General features: G+C 71.2%; 13 protein-coding genes. 1 reads left to right on the forward strand and 12 read right to left on the reverse strand.

Annotated elements, in window-relative coordinates; translation table 11 throughout:
- Positions 1 to 34 precede the first annotated feature (34 nt).
- Positions 35 to 577: an RNA polymerase sigma factor gene (locus OM076_RS17875; RefSeq protein ID WP_270041396.1), complete on the reverse strand. Its 543-nt coding sequence runs from the start codon at positions 575 to 577 to the stop codon at positions 35 to 37.
- Between the two features lie 92 nt (positions 578 to 669).
- On the opposite strand from OM076_RS17875, the gene OM076_RS17880 reads away from it, so the two are divergent.
- Positions 670 to 3,888 carry a glucodextranase DOMON-like domain-containing protein gene (locus OM076_RS17880; RefSeq protein ID WP_270041397.1) on the forward strand — a complete coding sequence of 1,073 codons (3,219 nt, stop codon included), beginning with the start codon at positions 670 to 672 and terminating at the stop codon, positions 3,886 to 3,888.
- A 105-nt stretch (positions 3,889 to 3,993) separates the two neighbouring features.
- Here the strand turns inward: OM076_RS17880 and OM076_RS17885 are convergent, their stop codons facing one another.
- The 11 genes from OM076_RS17885 to OM076_RS17935 form a co-directional block, all read right to left on the reverse strand.
- Positions 3,994 to 5,994 (reverse strand): hypothetical protein, encoded by a 2,001-nt coding sequence (locus OM076_RS17885; RefSeq protein WP_270041398.1) that lies wholly within the window; start codon positions 5,992 to 5,994, stop codon positions 3,994 to 3,996.
- A gap of 107 nt (positions 5,995 to 6,101) precedes the next feature.
- Positions 6,102 to 8,105, reverse strand: coding sequence for an alkaline phosphatase family protein (locus OM076_RS17890; RefSeq protein WP_270041399.1), 2,004 nt, complete (start codon positions 8,103 to 8,105; stop codon positions 6,102 to 6,104).
- Between the two features lie 311 nt (positions 8,106 to 8,416).
- The gene (locus OM076_RS17895; RefSeq protein WP_270041400.1) at positions 8,417 to 9,790 is read right to left on the reverse strand and encodes an ATP-binding protein; all 1,374 of its coding nucleotides are present in this window, start codon (positions 9,788 to 9,790) and stop codon (positions 8,417 to 8,419) included.
- A 12-nt stretch (positions 9,791 to 9,802) separates the two neighbouring features.
- On the reverse strand, positions 9,803 to 10,159 hold the full coding sequence (locus OM076_RS17900) for a tautomerase family protein (protein WP_270041401.1): 357 nt from the start codon (positions 10,157 to 10,159) through the stop codon (positions 9,803 to 9,805).
- A gap of 5 nt (positions 10,160 to 10,164) precedes the next feature.
- Positions 10,165 to 10,833 carry a DUF3105 domain-containing protein gene (locus OM076_RS17905; RefSeq protein ID WP_270041402.1) on the reverse strand — a complete coding sequence of 223 codons (669 nt, stop codon included), beginning with the start codon at positions 10,831 to 10,833 and terminating at the stop codon, positions 10,165 to 10,167.
- Between the two features lie 46 nt (positions 10,834 to 10,879).
- Positions 10,880 to 11,347 carry a hypothetical protein gene (locus tag OM076_RS17910; RefSeq protein ID WP_270041403.1) on the reverse strand — a complete coding sequence of 156 codons (468 nt, stop codon included), beginning with the start codon at positions 11,345 to 11,347 and terminating at the stop codon, positions 10,880 to 10,882.
- Positions 11,348 to 11,355: 8 nt separating this feature from the next.
- Positions 11,356 to 12,570, reverse strand: a complete 1,215-nt coding sequence (locus OM076_RS17915) for an ABC transporter permease (protein WP_270041404.1) — start codon at positions 12,568 to 12,570, stop codon at positions 11,356 to 11,358.
- Entirely contained in the window at positions 12,567 to 13,253 is a 687-nt protein-coding gene (locus tag OM076_RS17920) for an ABC transporter ATP-binding protein (RefSeq protein WP_270041405.1), read from the reverse strand. The genes OM076_RS17915 and OM076_RS17920 overlap by 4 nt, the downstream gene beginning before the upstream one ends.
- Entirely contained in the window at positions 13,250 to 14,242 is a 993-nt protein-coding gene (locus tag OM076_RS17925; protein ID WP_270041406.1) for an efflux RND transporter periplasmic adaptor subunit, read from the reverse strand. Before OM076_RS17925 ends, OM076_RS17920 begins: the two co-directional genes overlap by 4 nt.
- A gap of 104 nt (positions 14,243 to 14,346) precedes the next feature.
- Positions 14,347 to 15,327 (reverse strand): ATP-grasp domain-containing protein, encoded by a 981-nt coding sequence (locus tag OM076_RS17930; protein ID WP_270041407.1) that lies wholly within the window; start codon positions 15,325 to 15,327, stop codon positions 14,347 to 14,349.
- The gene (locus tag OM076_RS17935) at positions 15,324 to 16,112 is read right to left on the reverse strand and encodes a phosphosulfolactate synthase (protein ID WP_270041408.1); all 789 of its coding nucleotides are present in this window, start codon (positions 16,110 to 16,112) and stop codon (positions 15,324 to 15,326) included. Before OM076_RS17935 ends, OM076_RS17930 begins: the two co-directional genes overlap by 4 nt.
- Between the last annotated feature and the right edge of the window lie 26 nt (positions 16,113 to 16,138).

Genomic DNA, 16,138 nt, shown 5'->3' on the forward strand with positions numbered 1-16,138 from the left:
CTCACGACCGCACCGCGACGCTCCGCCCGCTCGCTCATGCGCCCGCCGCGCCTTCCAGCGTGACGGCGAGCCGTCGCAGGCCGCGCGACACGCGGGCTCTCGCCGTCGCCTCCGTGACGCCGAGGCGGCCGGCGACGACCGGGTAGTCGAGCTCGTCGACGATCCGCAGCCGCAGCGCCTCGCGCTGGTCCTCGGCCAGCTCGGCGAGCGCGGTCGCGACGGCCTCCCGGAGCTGCTCCACGCCCGCGAGCTGCTCGATCCGCTCGATCTCGTCGCAGGTCACCGCCGGTGGCTCCAGCCCGAGCCGGTGCAGCGCGCGCCGTTCCACCCGCCCGCGCTTGAAGAACTCGCCGAGGACGTTGCGGGCGATCCCCCACACCCACGCCGCCCCCTCCCGCTCGTCCGCGCCGCGGAACCGCCGTCGCGCCTCGAGCGCCCGCGCGAACGTCTCGGCGGTCAGGTCGAGCGCGATCTCGCCGTCGTAGGTCCGCCGCGCGAAGAACACGAGCACGGATTGCGACATCGAGTCGTAGAGATCCGCCACGGCGTCCACGTCCACGTCTCGGTAGTAGTCCATCCACGCCGAGCTGTGACCGCCGCATGGCGCGAGCCACCGAATTCGTGCATGCTCCGAACAACGGCGAGAGAGCGTCGTAGAGGAGGAGCCGTATGAATGGACGTGTCCTGAACGTTGCCGTGGTGACGGCGGCGTTCGCGTTCGGCCCGGCGACCGCGTTCGCGGCGCCCGCCACCGACGGTCCGGGAGCGATGTCGCACTTCGACCTCGCCCGCAAGGACTGCGTAGGAACGGCGCAGAACGAGCGCTCGAAAGTGTGGTTCACCGTCGCCGACGGGGTGCTGAGCGACGTCTACTACCCCACCAACGACACCACCAACAACGAGACGCTGCAGTACGTCGTCACCGATGGCAAGACGTTCACGGACCTGCAGACCCGTGACATGACCTACACGGTCCAGGCGCTCGACAAGCGGGCGCTGAGTTGCCGCGTGGTGGCCAAGGCCAAGAGCGGCAAGTACCGCATCACCACCGACTTCCTCACCGACCCGCAGCGGCCCACCGTGATCCTGCGCAGCCGGTTCGAGGCGCTGAAGGGCAAGACCCGCGACTACCAGGTCTACGCCCGCTTCGACCCGACTCTCAACGGCAACGGCGGCGGGACGCCCGGCAACGGCGGCGCCGACACGGGCGCCACGGCGGGCAACGTCCTCGTCGGCTCCGACACCGTCACGGCGACCAACGCCGCCAACCGCGACTACGCGCAGCCGGTCTTCTCCGCCCTCGACGGCGGCTTCACGCAGGTCTCCAACGGCTACGCGGGCGCCGCCAGCGACGGGCTCAAGCAGCTCGATGCGGCGCACAAGCTCACCGCGCTCTACAGCGACGCCGCGCCCGGCAACCTCGTGCAAACGGGGAAGGTCGACATCGGCCACGACGGGTCGTTCACGCTCGCGCTGGCCTTCGGCTCCACCCAGGCGCAGGCGCTGAGCACCGCCAAGAGGACGCTCAGGACGCCGCTGTGGCTGACCGCGGCCTTGTATCTGGTCGGCTGGCACCGCTACGACGACGGCCTCAACGAGCCCAAGCGCCCGCGCAACGTGTCCCGCGACACCTGGGACGACCTGCTGGACACCTACTACCTGAGCGCGAACTACGTCAAGGCGGCCACGGACAAGACGTTCCCGGGCGCCACGTCGGCCGCGATGGCCTCGCCGTGGGGCCAGGCGATCGCCGCCGGCGACCCCGCCAACACCTACTTCGGCTCCTACCGCGAGGTCTTCGGCCGCGACCTGTATGAGGCCTGGACCGCCGCGTACCTGAGCGGCGACCGCAAGCTGGCGACGGATATGACCCGCTTCCTGTTCGAGCGCCAGCAGCTGCCGGACGGCTCGATGCCGCGCAACAGCCTCACGAACGGCAAGCAGGCGCCGGACAGCTTCAACACCCAGCTCGACGAGTGCGCCTACCCGCTGATCATGGCGCTCGCCGTGGGGCTCACCGGCCGCGACTACTACACCGCGCACATCCGGCCGGCCGCGAACTTCGTCGCCACCCACGGCCCGGCCTTCGGCCCGGAGCGCTGGGAGGAGCAGGACGGCTACTCGCCCTCGACGATCAGCGCCGAGATCGCGGGCCTGATCGCCGCGGCCAAGATCGCCGACATGAACGGCGACCGCGACAGCGCCGCCGTCTGGCGCGGCGTGGCCGACCAGTTCCAGCGCAATCTGAAGACCTGGACGCTGACCACCAACGGCACGGCCGGCCCGACGCCGTACTTCATCCGCCTGTCCAAGACCGGCGATCCGAACGCCGCGATCACCTACAACGTCGGCAACGGCGGGCCCGATCTCGATCAGCGCAACGTGATCGACGCCGGCTTCCTCGAGTACGCCCGGCTCGGCCTGCTGAAGTCCAACGACCCGGACATCGTCCGCTCGCTGGGCATCGTCGACAACACGATCAAGAAGACCACCGCCACCGGCGACGGCTTCCTGCGCTACAACGGCGACGGCTATGGCGACGGGTCGAGCGACGGCCACCCGTGGGCGCCGTCGAACAAGGGCACCGGCCACGTCTGGCCGGTCCTGGCGGGTGAGCGCGGGCAGTGGGAGCTCACGCAGGGCAACACGGCCGCCGCGGTCAAGCGCGCCCAGGCGATGGCCGCGATGGGCTCGGGCGTCGGGCTGATCCCGGAGCAGACGTGGGACGCCGCCCCGATCCCGCGGTCCCCGTTCGGCACCGACCCGACGACCGCCTCGATCGGCTTCGTCAACGGCGGACCGGCCGGCTCGGCGGCCGCGCTGACGTGGTCGGCGGCGCAGTTCGTGCGACTGATGCTGATCATCGGCTCCGGCGACGCGCTCGACACGCCCGACTACACCGTCGATCGGTACGTCAAGCACACGCAAGGCACGACGACGCTGACCGTCACCGCGCCCGCGGACCGCTCGATCGCCGCCACCTCGACGACCGTGACCGGGACGAGCTCCCCCGGCAACACGATCACCGTCAGCGCGGTCAACCAGGACGACCACACGTCGGTGACCCGCTCAGCGACCGTGCCCAACAGCGGCGCCTTCAGCATCCCGGTCCCGCTCACGGGCGGAACCACGGTGCTCAACGTCGTCGCGACGAGCAAGAGCGGCGGCACCGCGCGCGCCGTGCGGACGGTCGTCTGGGACGTCGCGCCCGGCACGCTCGTCTACGGCCGTGACGACCCCGACAACGACGACCACGGGCCGGGCAACTTCGCCTATCCGACGTCGTCGAACTTCAAGCCGGGCGCGTACGACCTGCAGCGCTTCGAGGTCTACGACGCGGGCGACCGGATCATCTTCCGCGTCCGCACCCGTGACCTGACGCCCACCTTCGGCTCGCCACTCGGCGCGCAGCTCGTCGACGTCTACGTCCACATCCCCGGCGCCTCACCGACCTCGACCGCATCCGCCTTCGGAACCCGCAACTACACGCTCGCGCCGTGGGCCAAGCGGATCGAGGTCCAGGGCTTCGGCCAGCAGTACGTCGACGCCGGCGGCGCCACGCTCGGGCAGGTGACGATCACCGGCAACGACGTCTCGCGCTACATCACGTTCAGCGTGACCAAGGCGAGCCTCGGCACACCCACCTCGGGCTGGGGCTTCACCCTCGTGCTGCACGGCCAGGACGGCTTCAGCTCCGACCAGGCCCGCGGCTTCCAGCCGACGCCGCAGGACTTCCAGTTCGGCGTCTGCGCCGCCGCCAACCCCGCCGACGCGCACTGCACCGCCAACCCCAACACGGTGCCGAAGGCGATGGACACCCTCACCGCCCCCACCGAGCTCGACTACACCCTCCACCCGGTCGTCCTCACCCCGGTGACGATCCCGTAGCCACCTCATGCACACCAGCGGGATACCGGGGACAGTCCCCGGTATCCCGCCGGTATCCCACATGTATACCGGGGTCTGACCCCGGTATACACGCGGTATGCATGGTCAGCCGATGCGGGCCTTGCCCTTGCAGAACGCGATGTAGTCGACGAGGGCGGAGGGGATGCCGTCGCCGGTGGTGAGGAGGACGTCGACGCTCAGCTTGAGCAGGTAGGCGCAGGGCGGCAGGGAGGCGAAGGTCCAGCCGGACGGGTCGGCGGTGCCGTAGAGGTTGGTCGCCGGGTCCGCGCCCGCGTCCGGGTTGAGCGTGAACGCGTAGGGGCCGCCGGGGCCTTCGAGCGTCACGCCGACCGGGCCGAGGTTCGAGTGCGCGGCGGTGAACTGGACCGTGAGGCTGTTGTTCAGCGTCGAGCACGGCGAGCCCGCGAGCTCGGCGATCCCCACCGAGGAGACGGCCAGCTCGTCGCTCGCCCCGAACAGGCCGCCGGGCCAGTACGGGTGGTGGGAGACGTTGTCGTAGTGGGTGTTGTTGATCGCGATGTGCGAGCAGGTGCCGGCGTCGGCGCCGTCACCCAGCGTGCCCTGGTCGCGGACCCGCATCCGGATGCCGTAGTGCACGTCGGTCTGCAGCGGCGCGTTGGCGGAGGAGCCCGCGTCCACCCCGGTCTCGTCCACCGACGTCACGAACGGCGTCAGCGTGGGCGTGATCAGGTTGATCAAGTCCGAGCCCGGGACGAACCGCCAGCCCGTGCCGGGGACCATCGGCGCGACCGGGAACATCGGCGGGACCTTGATCCAGCCGTCGCCGTCGGGCGTGATGTTGAACACGCCCACGGCGGGGTTGTTCACCCACACGGGGATGACCTGCAGGAACGGCGGCACGCCGATCGGCCGGATGAAGGCGCCGAGGTTGGTCGCGGCGATCTGGCCCGCGGTGACCTTGGTCCAGGTGCCCGTCGGCCCGCCGGTGGCGTCGGTCGTGAGGGTCTGGAAGCGGTACTCGATCAGCGGCGCGCCGTTGACGACCGACAGGCCGCCGTTGAGCCGCAACGTCGAGTAGAACGCCCGGTTGTCGGCGATCGTGAGCCCGTTCCCGGGGTTGTGGCTGTTGACCTGCGTGTCGTAGAAGAGCCCGCCGATCTTGGTGAAGACGCCGATCGTGCGCGGCGGGCACACGCACACGCAGAACAGCTGGCAGCGCAAGAAGCAGACCCAGTGGCAGAACTGCAGGCAGAAGCGCTCGAACTGCAGCCCCTTGACCAGCTCCTGGATCTGGGCGTCGTCCTCGCGCAGCACCGCCGCGGTCAGCCGCTCCAGCGGCGCCTTCTCGAGCTTGCCGCCCGCGAGGGCGAACTCGCGCATCTCCGAGATCGGCGACTCGAGCACTCCCACCGGGTAGATCCGGCAGATCCGCAGGCAGACGAGCATGCAGCGCCAGCTGCAGAACCACTCGCACAGGAAGAAGCAGAACGGCGCGAAGCCGCCCCGCTCGAGCGTGCCCGCGAGCGTCTCGCAGTTCCCCGCGAGGACGGCCTTCGCCGCCTCGGCGAACGTCGCCTCGTCACGCGCCAGCGTGCCGACGGCCGCGCCCGCCGCCCGCAGCTCCGGCCCGAGCCGCGGGCGCTGGAGCTCGATCGGCGAGCACACCACGTCGCACACCAGCCGGTAGTGGACGGTGCACACCCAATGGCAGAGCAGGTGGCTGAAGCGCTCCAGGTCGTACTTGCCGATCAGCGTCTTCCACGCCTCGACGTCGCGATCCTCGACGGCGTCGACCATCAGCCGGACCGCGGCGTCGTCGGCCGTCAGCTTCGCCACCACCTGGGCGAACTGGCGCGGGTCCGGGGGTGCCTCCTCGCTCGCCGGCGGTGGGCCGGCGAGCTCGAGACAGAGGATCACCGCTTCCTTGCTGCGCAGCCAGTGGCAGACGACCTCACAGTGCTCGGCGAGCTTGTGACGCTCGAGCAGCTTCGCCATCGACTCGCCGTCGTAGGCCCGGAAGGCGTCCACCGCCGCGCGGAAGACCTCCTCGTCCCGGGCCATCGTGGCCATTGCCTTCGCGCCGACGAGCACTTCGTCGAGCAGCGCACGATCCTGGTCTGCCATGGCAGAACCTCCACTCTGGGATTGGCATCAGTGCCTCCCGAGTGAGAGCGAGCGTACGTCTGCCTGATACCTCCTTGGATGAGAGCGTGTTGATGTGATCGACAGCGCTACGGCGTCGTGGTCGAGAGCGTGAAGGTCAGCGTCTTGCTGTACGCCCCCGTGCGGAGCGCGTCGCCGGCACTCACGTGCTGCTTGAACGCGATCGTCACCGGGTCGTGGCTCACCGGCGCCGTCCAGGCGGCCTTGGAGAGCTCGACGACCAGCGCTGACGGCAGCGCGAACGTGCCGTTGACCAGATGGCCGGGGTCGCTGACGGTCAGCGCCGCGTCGCCGGCGGAGGAGACCACGTCGGCGGTCGTCTGCGCCGCGTAGTCCTTGTCGACACCGGGCGTGAACGCGCCGAACGAGGCCGGGGCGCCGAGCGTCAGCGCGAGCGTGGCCGGCACCGTGCCGCTCGTCGTGCCCTGGCCGTTGGCGGCCGGCGGGATCTGGGCCTCGGGCGTGGAGTCGTCCGCCCACGCCTTGTCGACGTACCACTTGCCGTCGACCGAGGAGATCTGGACCGCGGACTTGCCGGCGCGGAAGATCCGCGTGCCGAAGCTCTGGCCGGCGGTGGTGCCGGTCGCGAGCGCCTCGGACAGGACGCGGCCGTCGAGCGGCTCGCCCGTCGCGGGAATGCCCGCCAGCGCGAGCACGGTGGGCGCGATGTCCGCGTTGCCGGCGGGCGCGTCGCTGAGACCGCGCTTGATGTCCGGGCCCCACGCCAGCAGCGTGTTGTGGATGTCCCAGGGCGAGAACGAGCCGTGCTCGGAGGCGGGACCGGTGACCGGACCGGTGGTGCCGCCGCCGGCGTACGCGGCACGGCCGGGGACGCCGAAGCCGTTCGGCTGCGAGGACCACGGGAACGTGACGATCACGTCGGCGCCGCGCTCCGGGTTGGAGTGGTGGATCAGCTCGAGCGAGAACGTGCCGGGCACGAATCCGTATGGCTTGACCGTGGCGGCGTTCTCGTCGCCGGGCGACTTCACGTAGGCGCCGCCCACGGGCGCCTCGGCCGCGGTGTAGACCGTCGCCGCCCACGGCTGCGTCTTGAGGAACTCGGCGATCGCGCGGATCTTCTGCGGGTCACGGTTCTTGACGTGCACCAGCGCCGGGCCGGTGTTGGAGACGATCACGTCGTCGGAGTTGGCCGAGGCCTTCAGCCCGGCCGCGATCAGTGCGCCCTGGACGTTGACGTTGTAGTCGCGCAGCGAGAACCCGTGGTCGGAGGCGACGATCACATTGGTGCGACGGCCGAGCTCGCGCGCCCGGTCGATCACCAGGCCGAGCTCCTTGTCGCTGTTGCGGATGCCCGAGAGCGCCTGGTCGGAGCCGACGCCGAAGGAGTGCTGCGAGCCGTCGGGCTCCGTGATCCAGTTCATGACGACGTCCGGGGACGACGCGGTGAGCAGCTGCTCGCGCAGGACGTTCTCGGTGTAGGTCACGCGGACGTTGGCGTTGGGCTGGCCGCTCGTGCTGGGCGGGTTGCCGAAGCGGGCGATGATCGACTCGCCGAGCGCCGTCGGGTACGCGAACGGCGCTGCGTTGTCGCCGGTGCTGACCATCTCGCCGACGCCCTTGGGCGCGCGCGGGTTGAGCAGCAGCGTGGCGCCGGAGGTGCCGGACCCGAGCGAGAGCAGCTTCAGGCCGGCGGCCTGGACGCGCTCGCCGAGCGTCTGGACGAGCACCATCTTGCCGCCGGTGACCTCGTCGAGCTTGGTCAGCTGGTTCGCGTCACCGGTGCTGAAGGAGGCCGTCGGGTTCACCCCGGGCCAGTACATGGCGTTCCCGAGGATGCCGCTGCGCGCCGGGTAGGCGCCCGAGCCGATCGTGGTCGCGTTGCCGCGCGTCACGGTCGGGACCACCGAATGGCTGTTGGAGAACCGCGTCCCCTCCTGCCCCATGCGGTAGAGGTTGGGCGTGTCGGTCGGGTTGATCGAGTCGGGCCGCAGGCCGTCGACGACGAAGACGATCGTGAGCGGCTTGGGAGCGGTCTGGGCGCCGGCCGGCGAGGCGGCGACCGTCGCCGCCGCGAGGCCGACCGTCGCGCCCAGCAGGGCGCGGCGAGCCATGTGTAGATCCATGCCGGCGAGCTAATGCGACCCTCACGTTCGCCGTGGGAACGGGTGGTGAAGATCGTGAGCACTTCCGGTGAGCGCGTCGCGGTCTCATCGCTGACACACACTTACGCGGTAAATGGAACAATCGTCTAGTTAGGGTTCCTGTTTCGATATCGATGGTCAGACTTGTGGAGCGCCCGCCCACTGCGACCCATCCCGTCTCCGTCCCCCCGAAGACGACCCACGTTCGCGAGCATTTCCACGGACTGACCCCCCGCGCTCCCGGACTCTGACGGTGGGCGGGCGCACCCCTCCTCACCAGCTCAGCGCGAGCTGGTGACGTCTTCGATGATGTTGACGGCGAGCAACTCGCCGCCGTCGTCGAGCAGCGTCGCCTTCGTCAGCAGCCACAGCTCGCGCCCGCTCGCCCGGTGGACCGAGCGGGTGAGGAGCGGCGGGGCGTCGTGGCCCGCGAGGAGCCGCAGCGCCGGCAGGTCGGCGAACTCGACCACGCGGCCGTCGGCGTGGAACATGTCGAAGCGCCCGGCGAGCACGGCCGCCGGCGTCGACAGGAGCTCGTCCACGGTCGTGCAACCGACCAGGCGCGCGGCCGTCGTGTTGGCGTAGACCATCCGGCCGGAGGCGTCCTGGACCGTGACGGCCTCGGCCATGGCCTCGAGGATGCTCTCGAAGCGGTGGCGGGTGCGGCGCAGGTCGGAGATCAGCTGCGTCGTCACCAGCGCGCGTGACGCGCGGTCGCCGACGGCGCGCAGGAAGTTCAGCAGCGGCGCGGGCGGCTCCCCGCGTCCGGGCCGCAAGCCGAAGTGCAGGAGCCCGAGGCGGCGGCCGTCCGCGGCGAGGGGGACCACGATCCACCAGTGCATGCCGGTCGCCGCCATGTTGTCGGCATCTTCGGCGCTGTTGGTGATGCGGGCGATGTGCTCGCGGGTGAGCTCGACGACGTGCAGGCCGCCGTCGTCCATCGCCTGGCGGGCGGCGGAGCGCGGGTTGTCGGTGCGCGGCTTGAGCGAGACGAGCCAGGCGGACTGCGCGGCGCCGTCGGGGCCGTCGATGCGGCCGGCGAAGCGCTGTGGATCGCCGGCGGCGTCGAGCACGTCGAGCGCGCACGCGTCGGCGAGCTCGGGGACGAGCAGGTCGACGAGCCGCTCCAGCCCCTCCCCCGGCCACGTCCCCTCGACGATCCGGCCGACCTCGTCGAGCAGTTCGGCCTCGCGTGCGGCGCGCCGAGGCGGGCCTTTGACACCTGGCGCGTCGAAGGTCATCGTCACGACGGTCCCGCCGCCGGGCGGGGCGTGCATGTCCATCGCGGTCGTCAGCGACGCGATCGTCGGCAGACCGAGCCCGAGGCCGGGTGAGTCGGCACGGGGCTGCATGCCACGGCCGTCGTCGGTGACGACCACCACCAGCTCGTTCGGCGCCGCCTGGATGCGGGTGCGGACGGTGCCCGGCTCGCGATCGATGAACGCGTGCACCACCGAGTTGGTCACGGCCTCGGTGACGGCGAGCGCGAGGTCGATCAGGAGGGCGTCGGTGCCGCCGCGCTCGCGGGCGAACTCACGTACGCCGTTGCGGATGGTGCCGACGGCGGTGGGCTCGGCGGGCAACTCCCATTCGGCGTGTGACTCCGGCACGCAGGACTCCTTCCCCGGGCCTGGATCGCACACCACCTCGGGCATCGGCCGACGAGTCTAGTGGTCCGGCCAGTCCTGGTTGAAACCACCCAGGTGCGGGTGCCACATCTCGTCCCCGGCGTGCTGGGTGAACTCGACCTTGACGTATCCGGCACCGAGCACGGCTTCGCAGGCGGCGACCAGGCGGCGGGCCAGCTCGGCGCGGGTCTCGACGGACCGGCCGCGCCGCACGTCGCACATCAGCAGCGCCGACGGCTCGCCGTCCCGCCACACGCCCGCCTCGCGGATCGCGACGGTCACGATCTCGGGCGGCGCGTCCATCACCTCGGCGTAGATCGCCGTCAGCGTCCCCGCCAGCTCGCGCTGGGTCTCGCGATCCGGGGCGGTGGCGACGTCGAGCTGCAGGGACGGCACGCGAACTACGGAACGACTTCGGGACCCTTGTCGACGTAGTTCGCGCGGAACGCGCGGATCGCGTCGAAGACCTTGTCGTTCATCGTCGGGCAGCCGAGCAGGTGGCCCCAGGCAGTCGCCGCGACGGCGTACGGCATGTCCGTGCCGTTCTCGAAGAGCAGCATGTGGTAGCCGCTGTCGAGCTCGTCGACGAGCTTCTCGAGCCGCGTGACGGTCTCCGGCGACGTGCCCGGCTTGTACTGCAGGTCGATCCGGCCGTGCTCGAGCGTGTGGACGAGCATCCCCAGGTTCGGCGTGGTGCCGGGGGCGTAGATGCCGTCCTCGTACCACTCCGGGAAGTGCTCGCCGGAGGTCGGCGGATTCGAGTTGTAGTCGGCCTCGGTGAACTCGCGGGTGTCGTGCATGGCGCTGAGGACCGGCGGGTTGCTGATCGTGCACCCGGCGGCCTTGGCCGCGGCCGTGAGCGTCCGGATCTTGACCTTCGGCAGCGCCTCGACGCTCGCGGTCGGCGTCGGCGTCGCCTGGGCCGAATGCTGCGACTGCGACGCGGTCGACGTCGTGGTGGTCAGCTTCGGGGCGGCGGACGGCGTGTCGGTCGTCAGGAACACGGTCAGGCCGATGATCCCCGCGACGAGCAGGACCGAGAACATTCCGGCGAGCATTGACCTCAGCACGGCGGCTAGCGTAGCCGCGCCGAGCCCACGCCCGCCGTGGAGATGTCTAGTTGGCGGTGTCCGCGGTCGCCGTGACCGACGTCGCGGTGACGGTGCCGCTCGCGCTCGCGGCGCCCTGGACAACGACCGAATCGCCCGGCTGGACGTCCGCGGAGTCCGACTTCGCGGTCCTGGTCACGTCGCCACTCGACTTGATCTTGACCTTGATCGTGTTCCCGTCGCTGTCCTTGACGTAGAGGACGTCGCCCTTGGTGTACTCGACGGTGCCGGTCGTCGCGGCGTCGCTGGTGCCGCCGCCCGCCGCGCCGGGAGGTCCACCGGCCTGAAAACCACCGCCCGGGCCGGTGGGCGTCGCGCTCGCCGTCGTCTGCTGCTTCTGGAGCTGGACGCCGCCGATGAAGCCGCCCGCGGCGACGGCGATCGCCGCGAGTCCGCCCGTCACGGGGGTCAAGCCCCGCCGCCGGCGGCGCCGTGTGGGTTCCACGATCGACTCGTCCTCGATCACGTAGGTCATGGATCTCCTTACTCGAAGCGGAGCGCCTGCACGGGGCGCAGTCGTGCGGCACGCGCCGCGGGATAGGTGCCGAAGAACAGGCCGCAGAGGACCGCGGCGCCGAACGCCAGCGCGACGGTCGAGGCGGCGACGGCGGGTTGCACGCCCGCGATCTCGAAGTGGCTCGCCGCGAGCCCGACGGCGACCCCGAGCGCGCCGCCGATGACCGAGACGAGGATCGCCTCGACCAGGAACTGCTGCATGACGTCCGCCCGGCGCGCGCCGATCGCCTTGCGGATGCCGATCTCGCGGGTGCGCTCGGTGACCGAGACGAGCATGATGTTCATCACGCCGATCCCGCCGACGAGCAGGGAGATCGCGGCCACGGCGCCGAGCAGCGTCGTGAAGACGTCGGTCGAGGCGCTGGACGCCTCGCGCACCGAGCCCTGGTTGATGACGCTGAAGCCCGGGTTTGAGGTGTCGGTGACGTGCTTGCGCTCGTCGAGGATCGACTCGACCTCGGCCTGGGCCGCGTCGAGCGAGCCGGCGGTCCTCGCCTGGACCGTGATCGAGCTCAGGCTCCCGTAGCCGCTCATCGTGTCCTGGACCGCGGTCAGCGGGGCGAGCACGACGTCGTCCTGGTCCGAGGTGCCGTCCGAGCCCTTGCTCGCGGTCACCCCGATCACGGTGAAGCTGGTGCCGTCGACGCGGATCGACTGGCCGATCGGCGACGTGCCGCTGAACAGGTTCTCGGCCACCGTCGGGCCGATGACGACCTTGCGAGCGTGGTCCTTGACGTCGGCGCTGGTGAACATGGCGCCCGAGGCGACGTCGATGTTCTTGGCCGTCGCGTAGCTCGGCGTCGTCCCCACGAAGGAGGACGGCGCGTAGCTGGTCGAGCCGGAGACGAGCGTGGCGCTCGAGGCCTGCACGACCGGCGACGCGCTCTTGACGTCCGGCGCGTTGAAGGTGTCGGCCAGCGCCGTGGCGTCCTGGGTCGTCAGCGACACGCTCGCGTCGCTCGCTCCCGGCCCGAACCCGCCGCGCTGGGCCTGGACGACGAGCACGTTGGAGCCGAGCGCGTCGATCGAGGACTCGACCTGCTGCTTGGAGCCGTTGCCGACCGCGACCAGCGCGATCACGGCCGCGACGCCGATGCAGAGGCCGAGCATCGTCAGGCCGGCGCGCAGCTTGTTGGCCGCGATCGCCCCGAGGGCGGTGCGGACGGTCTCGACCGCGCTCATACCAGCGCCGGCTCCAGGATCCGGCCGTCGGCCATCCGGATGACCCGCTGCGCGTGCGCGGCGACGTCGTCCTCGTGGGTGATCATCACGACCGTCCGCCCTTCGGCGTTGAGCGCGGCGAAGATGTCGAGCACCTCCGCGGTGGAGCGCGAGTCCAGGTTGCCCGTGGGCTCGTCGGCGAGGATCAGCGACGGATTGGTGACGATCGCGCGGGCGACGGCGACGCGCTGCTGCTGGCCGCCGGAGAGCTCGGACGGCAGGTGGTCGACGCGCTCGCGCATGCCGACCGCGTCCAGCGCCGCCGCCGCGCGCCGCCGGCGCTCCTTGCGCGCCACGCCGGCATACGAGAGCGGCAGCTCGACTTGCGCCAGCGCGTTCATGCGCGGCACGAGGTTGAAGGCCTGGAAGACGAACCCGATCTTGGCGTTGCGCAGGTCGGAGAGCTCGTCGTCGTCGTAGTCGCGGACGTCGATCCCGTCGAGGCGGTAGGTGCCCGCGGTCGGCACGTCGAGGCAGCCGAGGATGTTCATCAGCGTGCTCTTGCCGGAGCCCGAGGCGCCCATGATCGCGACGTGCTCGCCGCGCTCGATCCGCACGGTGACGCCGTCGAGGGCGCGCACCGCGATCTCCTCGGTGACCTGGTAGACGCGCTCGGCGTCGCGGACGTCGATGACCGGCTTCATCGGCCCGCCCCACCGGGCACGCCGCCGGCGGGCGGACCGCCGGTGCCGCCGCCGGGGAAACCGCCGCCGCCCGCGCCCTGCAGGCCCTGGGTGCGCTGCTGGGTGGCGCTCGAAGACGTCGTGCTCGAGCTCGCGCCCGCTGCCGCGCTGGTCGACGTGATGACGACCTGGTCGCCGGCCTTCAGCCCGCTGACGATCTGGGTGGTCGAGTCACCCGCCACGCCGGTCTGCACCCGCGCGGTCGTCCCACCCGCGAGCGTGACGCTGTTCCCGCGCAGCGCCTGGGTCGGCACGGTCAGCCCGGTCGCCTGCGAGGTGACGATGTCGGCGCTCGCGGTCATCCCCGGCTTGATCGACGCGCTCGTCTGGGTCAGCCGCAAGGTCACCGGGTAGGCGACGGCGCTGGAGGAGGACGAGCTCGCGCCGGCGGTGGCCGAATCGGTCGAGGACGACGACGCGGACAGCACGCCGACGTCGACGACCTTGGCGGCGAGCTGCTCGCCCGTCGCGCTGACCGTGACGGTCGCCAGCTGGCCCGTCTTGACCTTGCCGATGTCGGACTCGCCGAGCGAGACGGACAGCTCGTAGCGCTTGAGCTGGACGAGGGTGATCGCGGCGGTGGAGTCCGTGGAGGCCGTCCCCGCCACCGTGTCGCCCTTCGCCACGCCGACGCTGGCGATCGTGCCGCTGAACGGCGCCCGCAGCCACGTGATGTCCTCGGTCGTGTCGGTCGGCTCCAGCCGCGCGAGCGCCTCGCCTTCGCTGACCTTCTCACCGGCCTTGACGTAGACCTTGGTGATCTCGCCCGCGAGGTCGAACGAGAGATCCGACTGCTTGACGGCCGCGAGGTTGCCGCTGCCCGACACCGTGGCCTGCACGACGCCGCGCTTGACCGTCACGGTTCGCGACGTCGTGGTCGCGGCGCTCGAACTGCCGCCGCCCACCACCGTCGCCGCGCCGCCCACTGCCACGGCCGCCAGCGCGGCCATGGCGACATTGATCGCTCTCAAAGTGCTCCTTCACGCTTCCGGGAGCCCTCAAGGTGCTCGCGCAGGCTCGGAGAAGCCTGCGACGAGCCTGAGAATGCGCTGAGTCAGCGCGGGGCGCGCGGGCCGTCCGGGACGATGTCGCGTCCCGTCGGCTGCAATGCCTCGTCCAGCTCGATCTGCCAGAAGTAGCGCGTGAACGTGCGGCCCGCGAGGAACTCGCCCACGTGCGGCTCGATCGTCTCCCCCTGCGCCATCCGGACGATCAGCTCGGGGTAGCTGCGCCCCGGCAGCGCGGCGTACATCGGGCAGGCGAAGGCGCCGCCGAAGCGGGCGTTGATGTCGGTCACGCGCAGGCCGAGCTCGGAGTCGCGGAACATCTGCACGGTCGCGGGCCCGCGGAGCGGGAGCGCCTCGGCGACCGCGCGGCCGAGGTCGATCAGCTCCGGGTCGGCGAGCGCCGCGCCCTTGATCGACTCGCCGCCGCGTGACTCGAGCATCGTGCGCGGGATCGCGTTCAGGCACACGCCGTCGCGGTTACAGAGGAGGTCGACGGAGAACTCCGGGCCGTCCATGAACCGCTGCACCATCACCGGCTCCTTGACGTAATCGGCGAAGAACGCCGCCTCGCGCTCGTCGGCGCAGGGATGGATCGAGCGCGAGCCGGAGCCCTGGCGCGGCTTGACGACCGCCGGATACCCGTGCGCCTCCTCCCCCGGCAGCCAGGTCGGCGGGGACGGCAGCCCGTGGGACTCCAGCAGCTGGTGCGCGAGGTACTTGTCGAACGTCGCGCGGCACACGTCGGCCTCGGGCACGAACGCCGGAAGGTCGGAGCGCGCGAGCACCTCGAGGTCCAGATCGGTCAGCGGGATCACCGCGCTCACGCCGTGCGCGTTGACCAGCTCGGTCAGGAACGCGATGTAGTCCGGGTGATCCGCGCGCGGCGGCGCGACCCGCACGTCGGCCGCGTACTGGGCCGGCGCCAGCGGGCTCGGGTCCGCGGCGATCACGAACGCGTGCCGCGCGAACGAGCTGACGATGTCGTAGCGCTTCCCGACGCCCGTCAGCAGAACGGCGGGGCGGGTCAAGCGTGAAAGCGGGTCAGCGTGTCCGAGCGCAGGCCCAGGCGCAGGCTCTCGACCCCGATCAGGTCGTGCGGGAGGATGTTGCCCAGCCCCACGTCGGAGCCGAAGTGGCGCACCAGCCACGCCTGCTGCGAGCGCCGCGGCGCCTCGAAGATCAGCCGCTCCAGGCCGGCCGCGCCCACCAGCGCCTCGACCAGCTCGTCGCGGATCGAGCCGTCCGGCCAGTACAGGCCCGCGTCCCCGGACACGCGGCCCTCGCACACGATCGCGTGCGCGCCCGCGTCCAGCGCCTCGCTCGCCTGGCGCACCCACAGCTCCGACGCGGGCGCGAGCCGCCCGTCCTTGGAGCCGACCTCCACGAAGACCGTGAAGTCGCGACCCAGCGACTGGATCAGGCGCCGCTTGTCGCCGACCGGGAGGTCGAGCGTGCCCTCGGAGACCTCGACGTGGGCGATGCCGAGCCGCAGCAGCGCGTCGCGCAGCTGCTCGATCCGGCCATGGCGCCACGCGAGCTCGGTCAGCGTCCCGCCGAGCATCGGCGCGACGTCGTGCTCGAGGTACACCGCGAGCTTGGCCTCCAGCGCCTGGGTGACGATCGCGGAGCCCCAGCCGAGCCGCACCACGTCGACGTGATTTGACGCGAGCTCCATCAGGCCGGCGGCCTCGACGCACGTCAGACCAGGGTCGACGACGTGGGTGACACCGGTCAGGCGCGGCTTCTCAGCCCGCTCGGGCAGCGGAATCAGGCCTTCGAGCCCAGCCGCCGTCGGTTGTTGGATGCGCTCCACGCCCGCACATGATGGCGGGCGAAGTG

The sequence above is a fragment of the Solirubrobacter ginsenosidimutans genome (genome assembly GCF_027587205.1).

Excerpts from the sequence above, each read along its gene's own strand:
- OM076_RS17880 (WP_270041397.1), top strand. The coding sequence starts at position 670 with ATGAATGGACGTGTCCTGAACGTTGCCGTGGTGACGGCGGCGTTCGCG.
- OM076_RS17910 (WP_270041403.1), bottom strand. The coding sequence starts at position 11,347 with ATGACCTACGTGATCGAGGACGAGTCGATCGTGGAACCCACACGGCGC.
- OM076_RS17920 (WP_270041405.1), bottom strand. The coding sequence starts at position 13,253 with ATGAAGCCGGTCATCGACGTCCGCGACGCCGAGCGCGTCTACCAGGTC.
- OM076_RS17895 (WP_270041400.1), bottom strand. The coding sequence starts at position 9,790 with ATGCCCGAGGTGGTGTGCGATCCAGGCCCGGGGAAGGAGTCCTGCGTG.
- OM076_RS17925 (WP_270041406.1), bottom strand. The coding sequence starts at position 14,242 with ATGGCCGCGCTGGCGGCCGTGGCAGTGGGCGGCGCGGCGACGGTGGTG.
- OM076_RS17915 (WP_270041404.1), bottom strand. The coding sequence starts at position 12,570 with ATGAGCGCGGTCGAGACCGTCCGCACCGCCCTCGGGGCGATCGCGGCC.
- OM076_RS17890 (WP_270041399.1), bottom strand. The coding sequence starts at position 8,105 with ATGGCTCGCCGCGCCCTGCTGGGCGCGACGGTCGGCCTCGCGGCGGCG.
- OM076_RS17885 (WP_270041398.1), bottom strand. The coding sequence starts at position 5,994 with ATGGCAGACCAGGATCGTGCGCTGCTCGACGAAGTGCTCGTCGGCGCG.
- OM076_RS17875 (WP_270041396.1), bottom strand. The coding sequence starts at position 577 with ATGGACTACTACCGAGACGTGGACGTGGACGCCGTGGCGGATCTCTAC.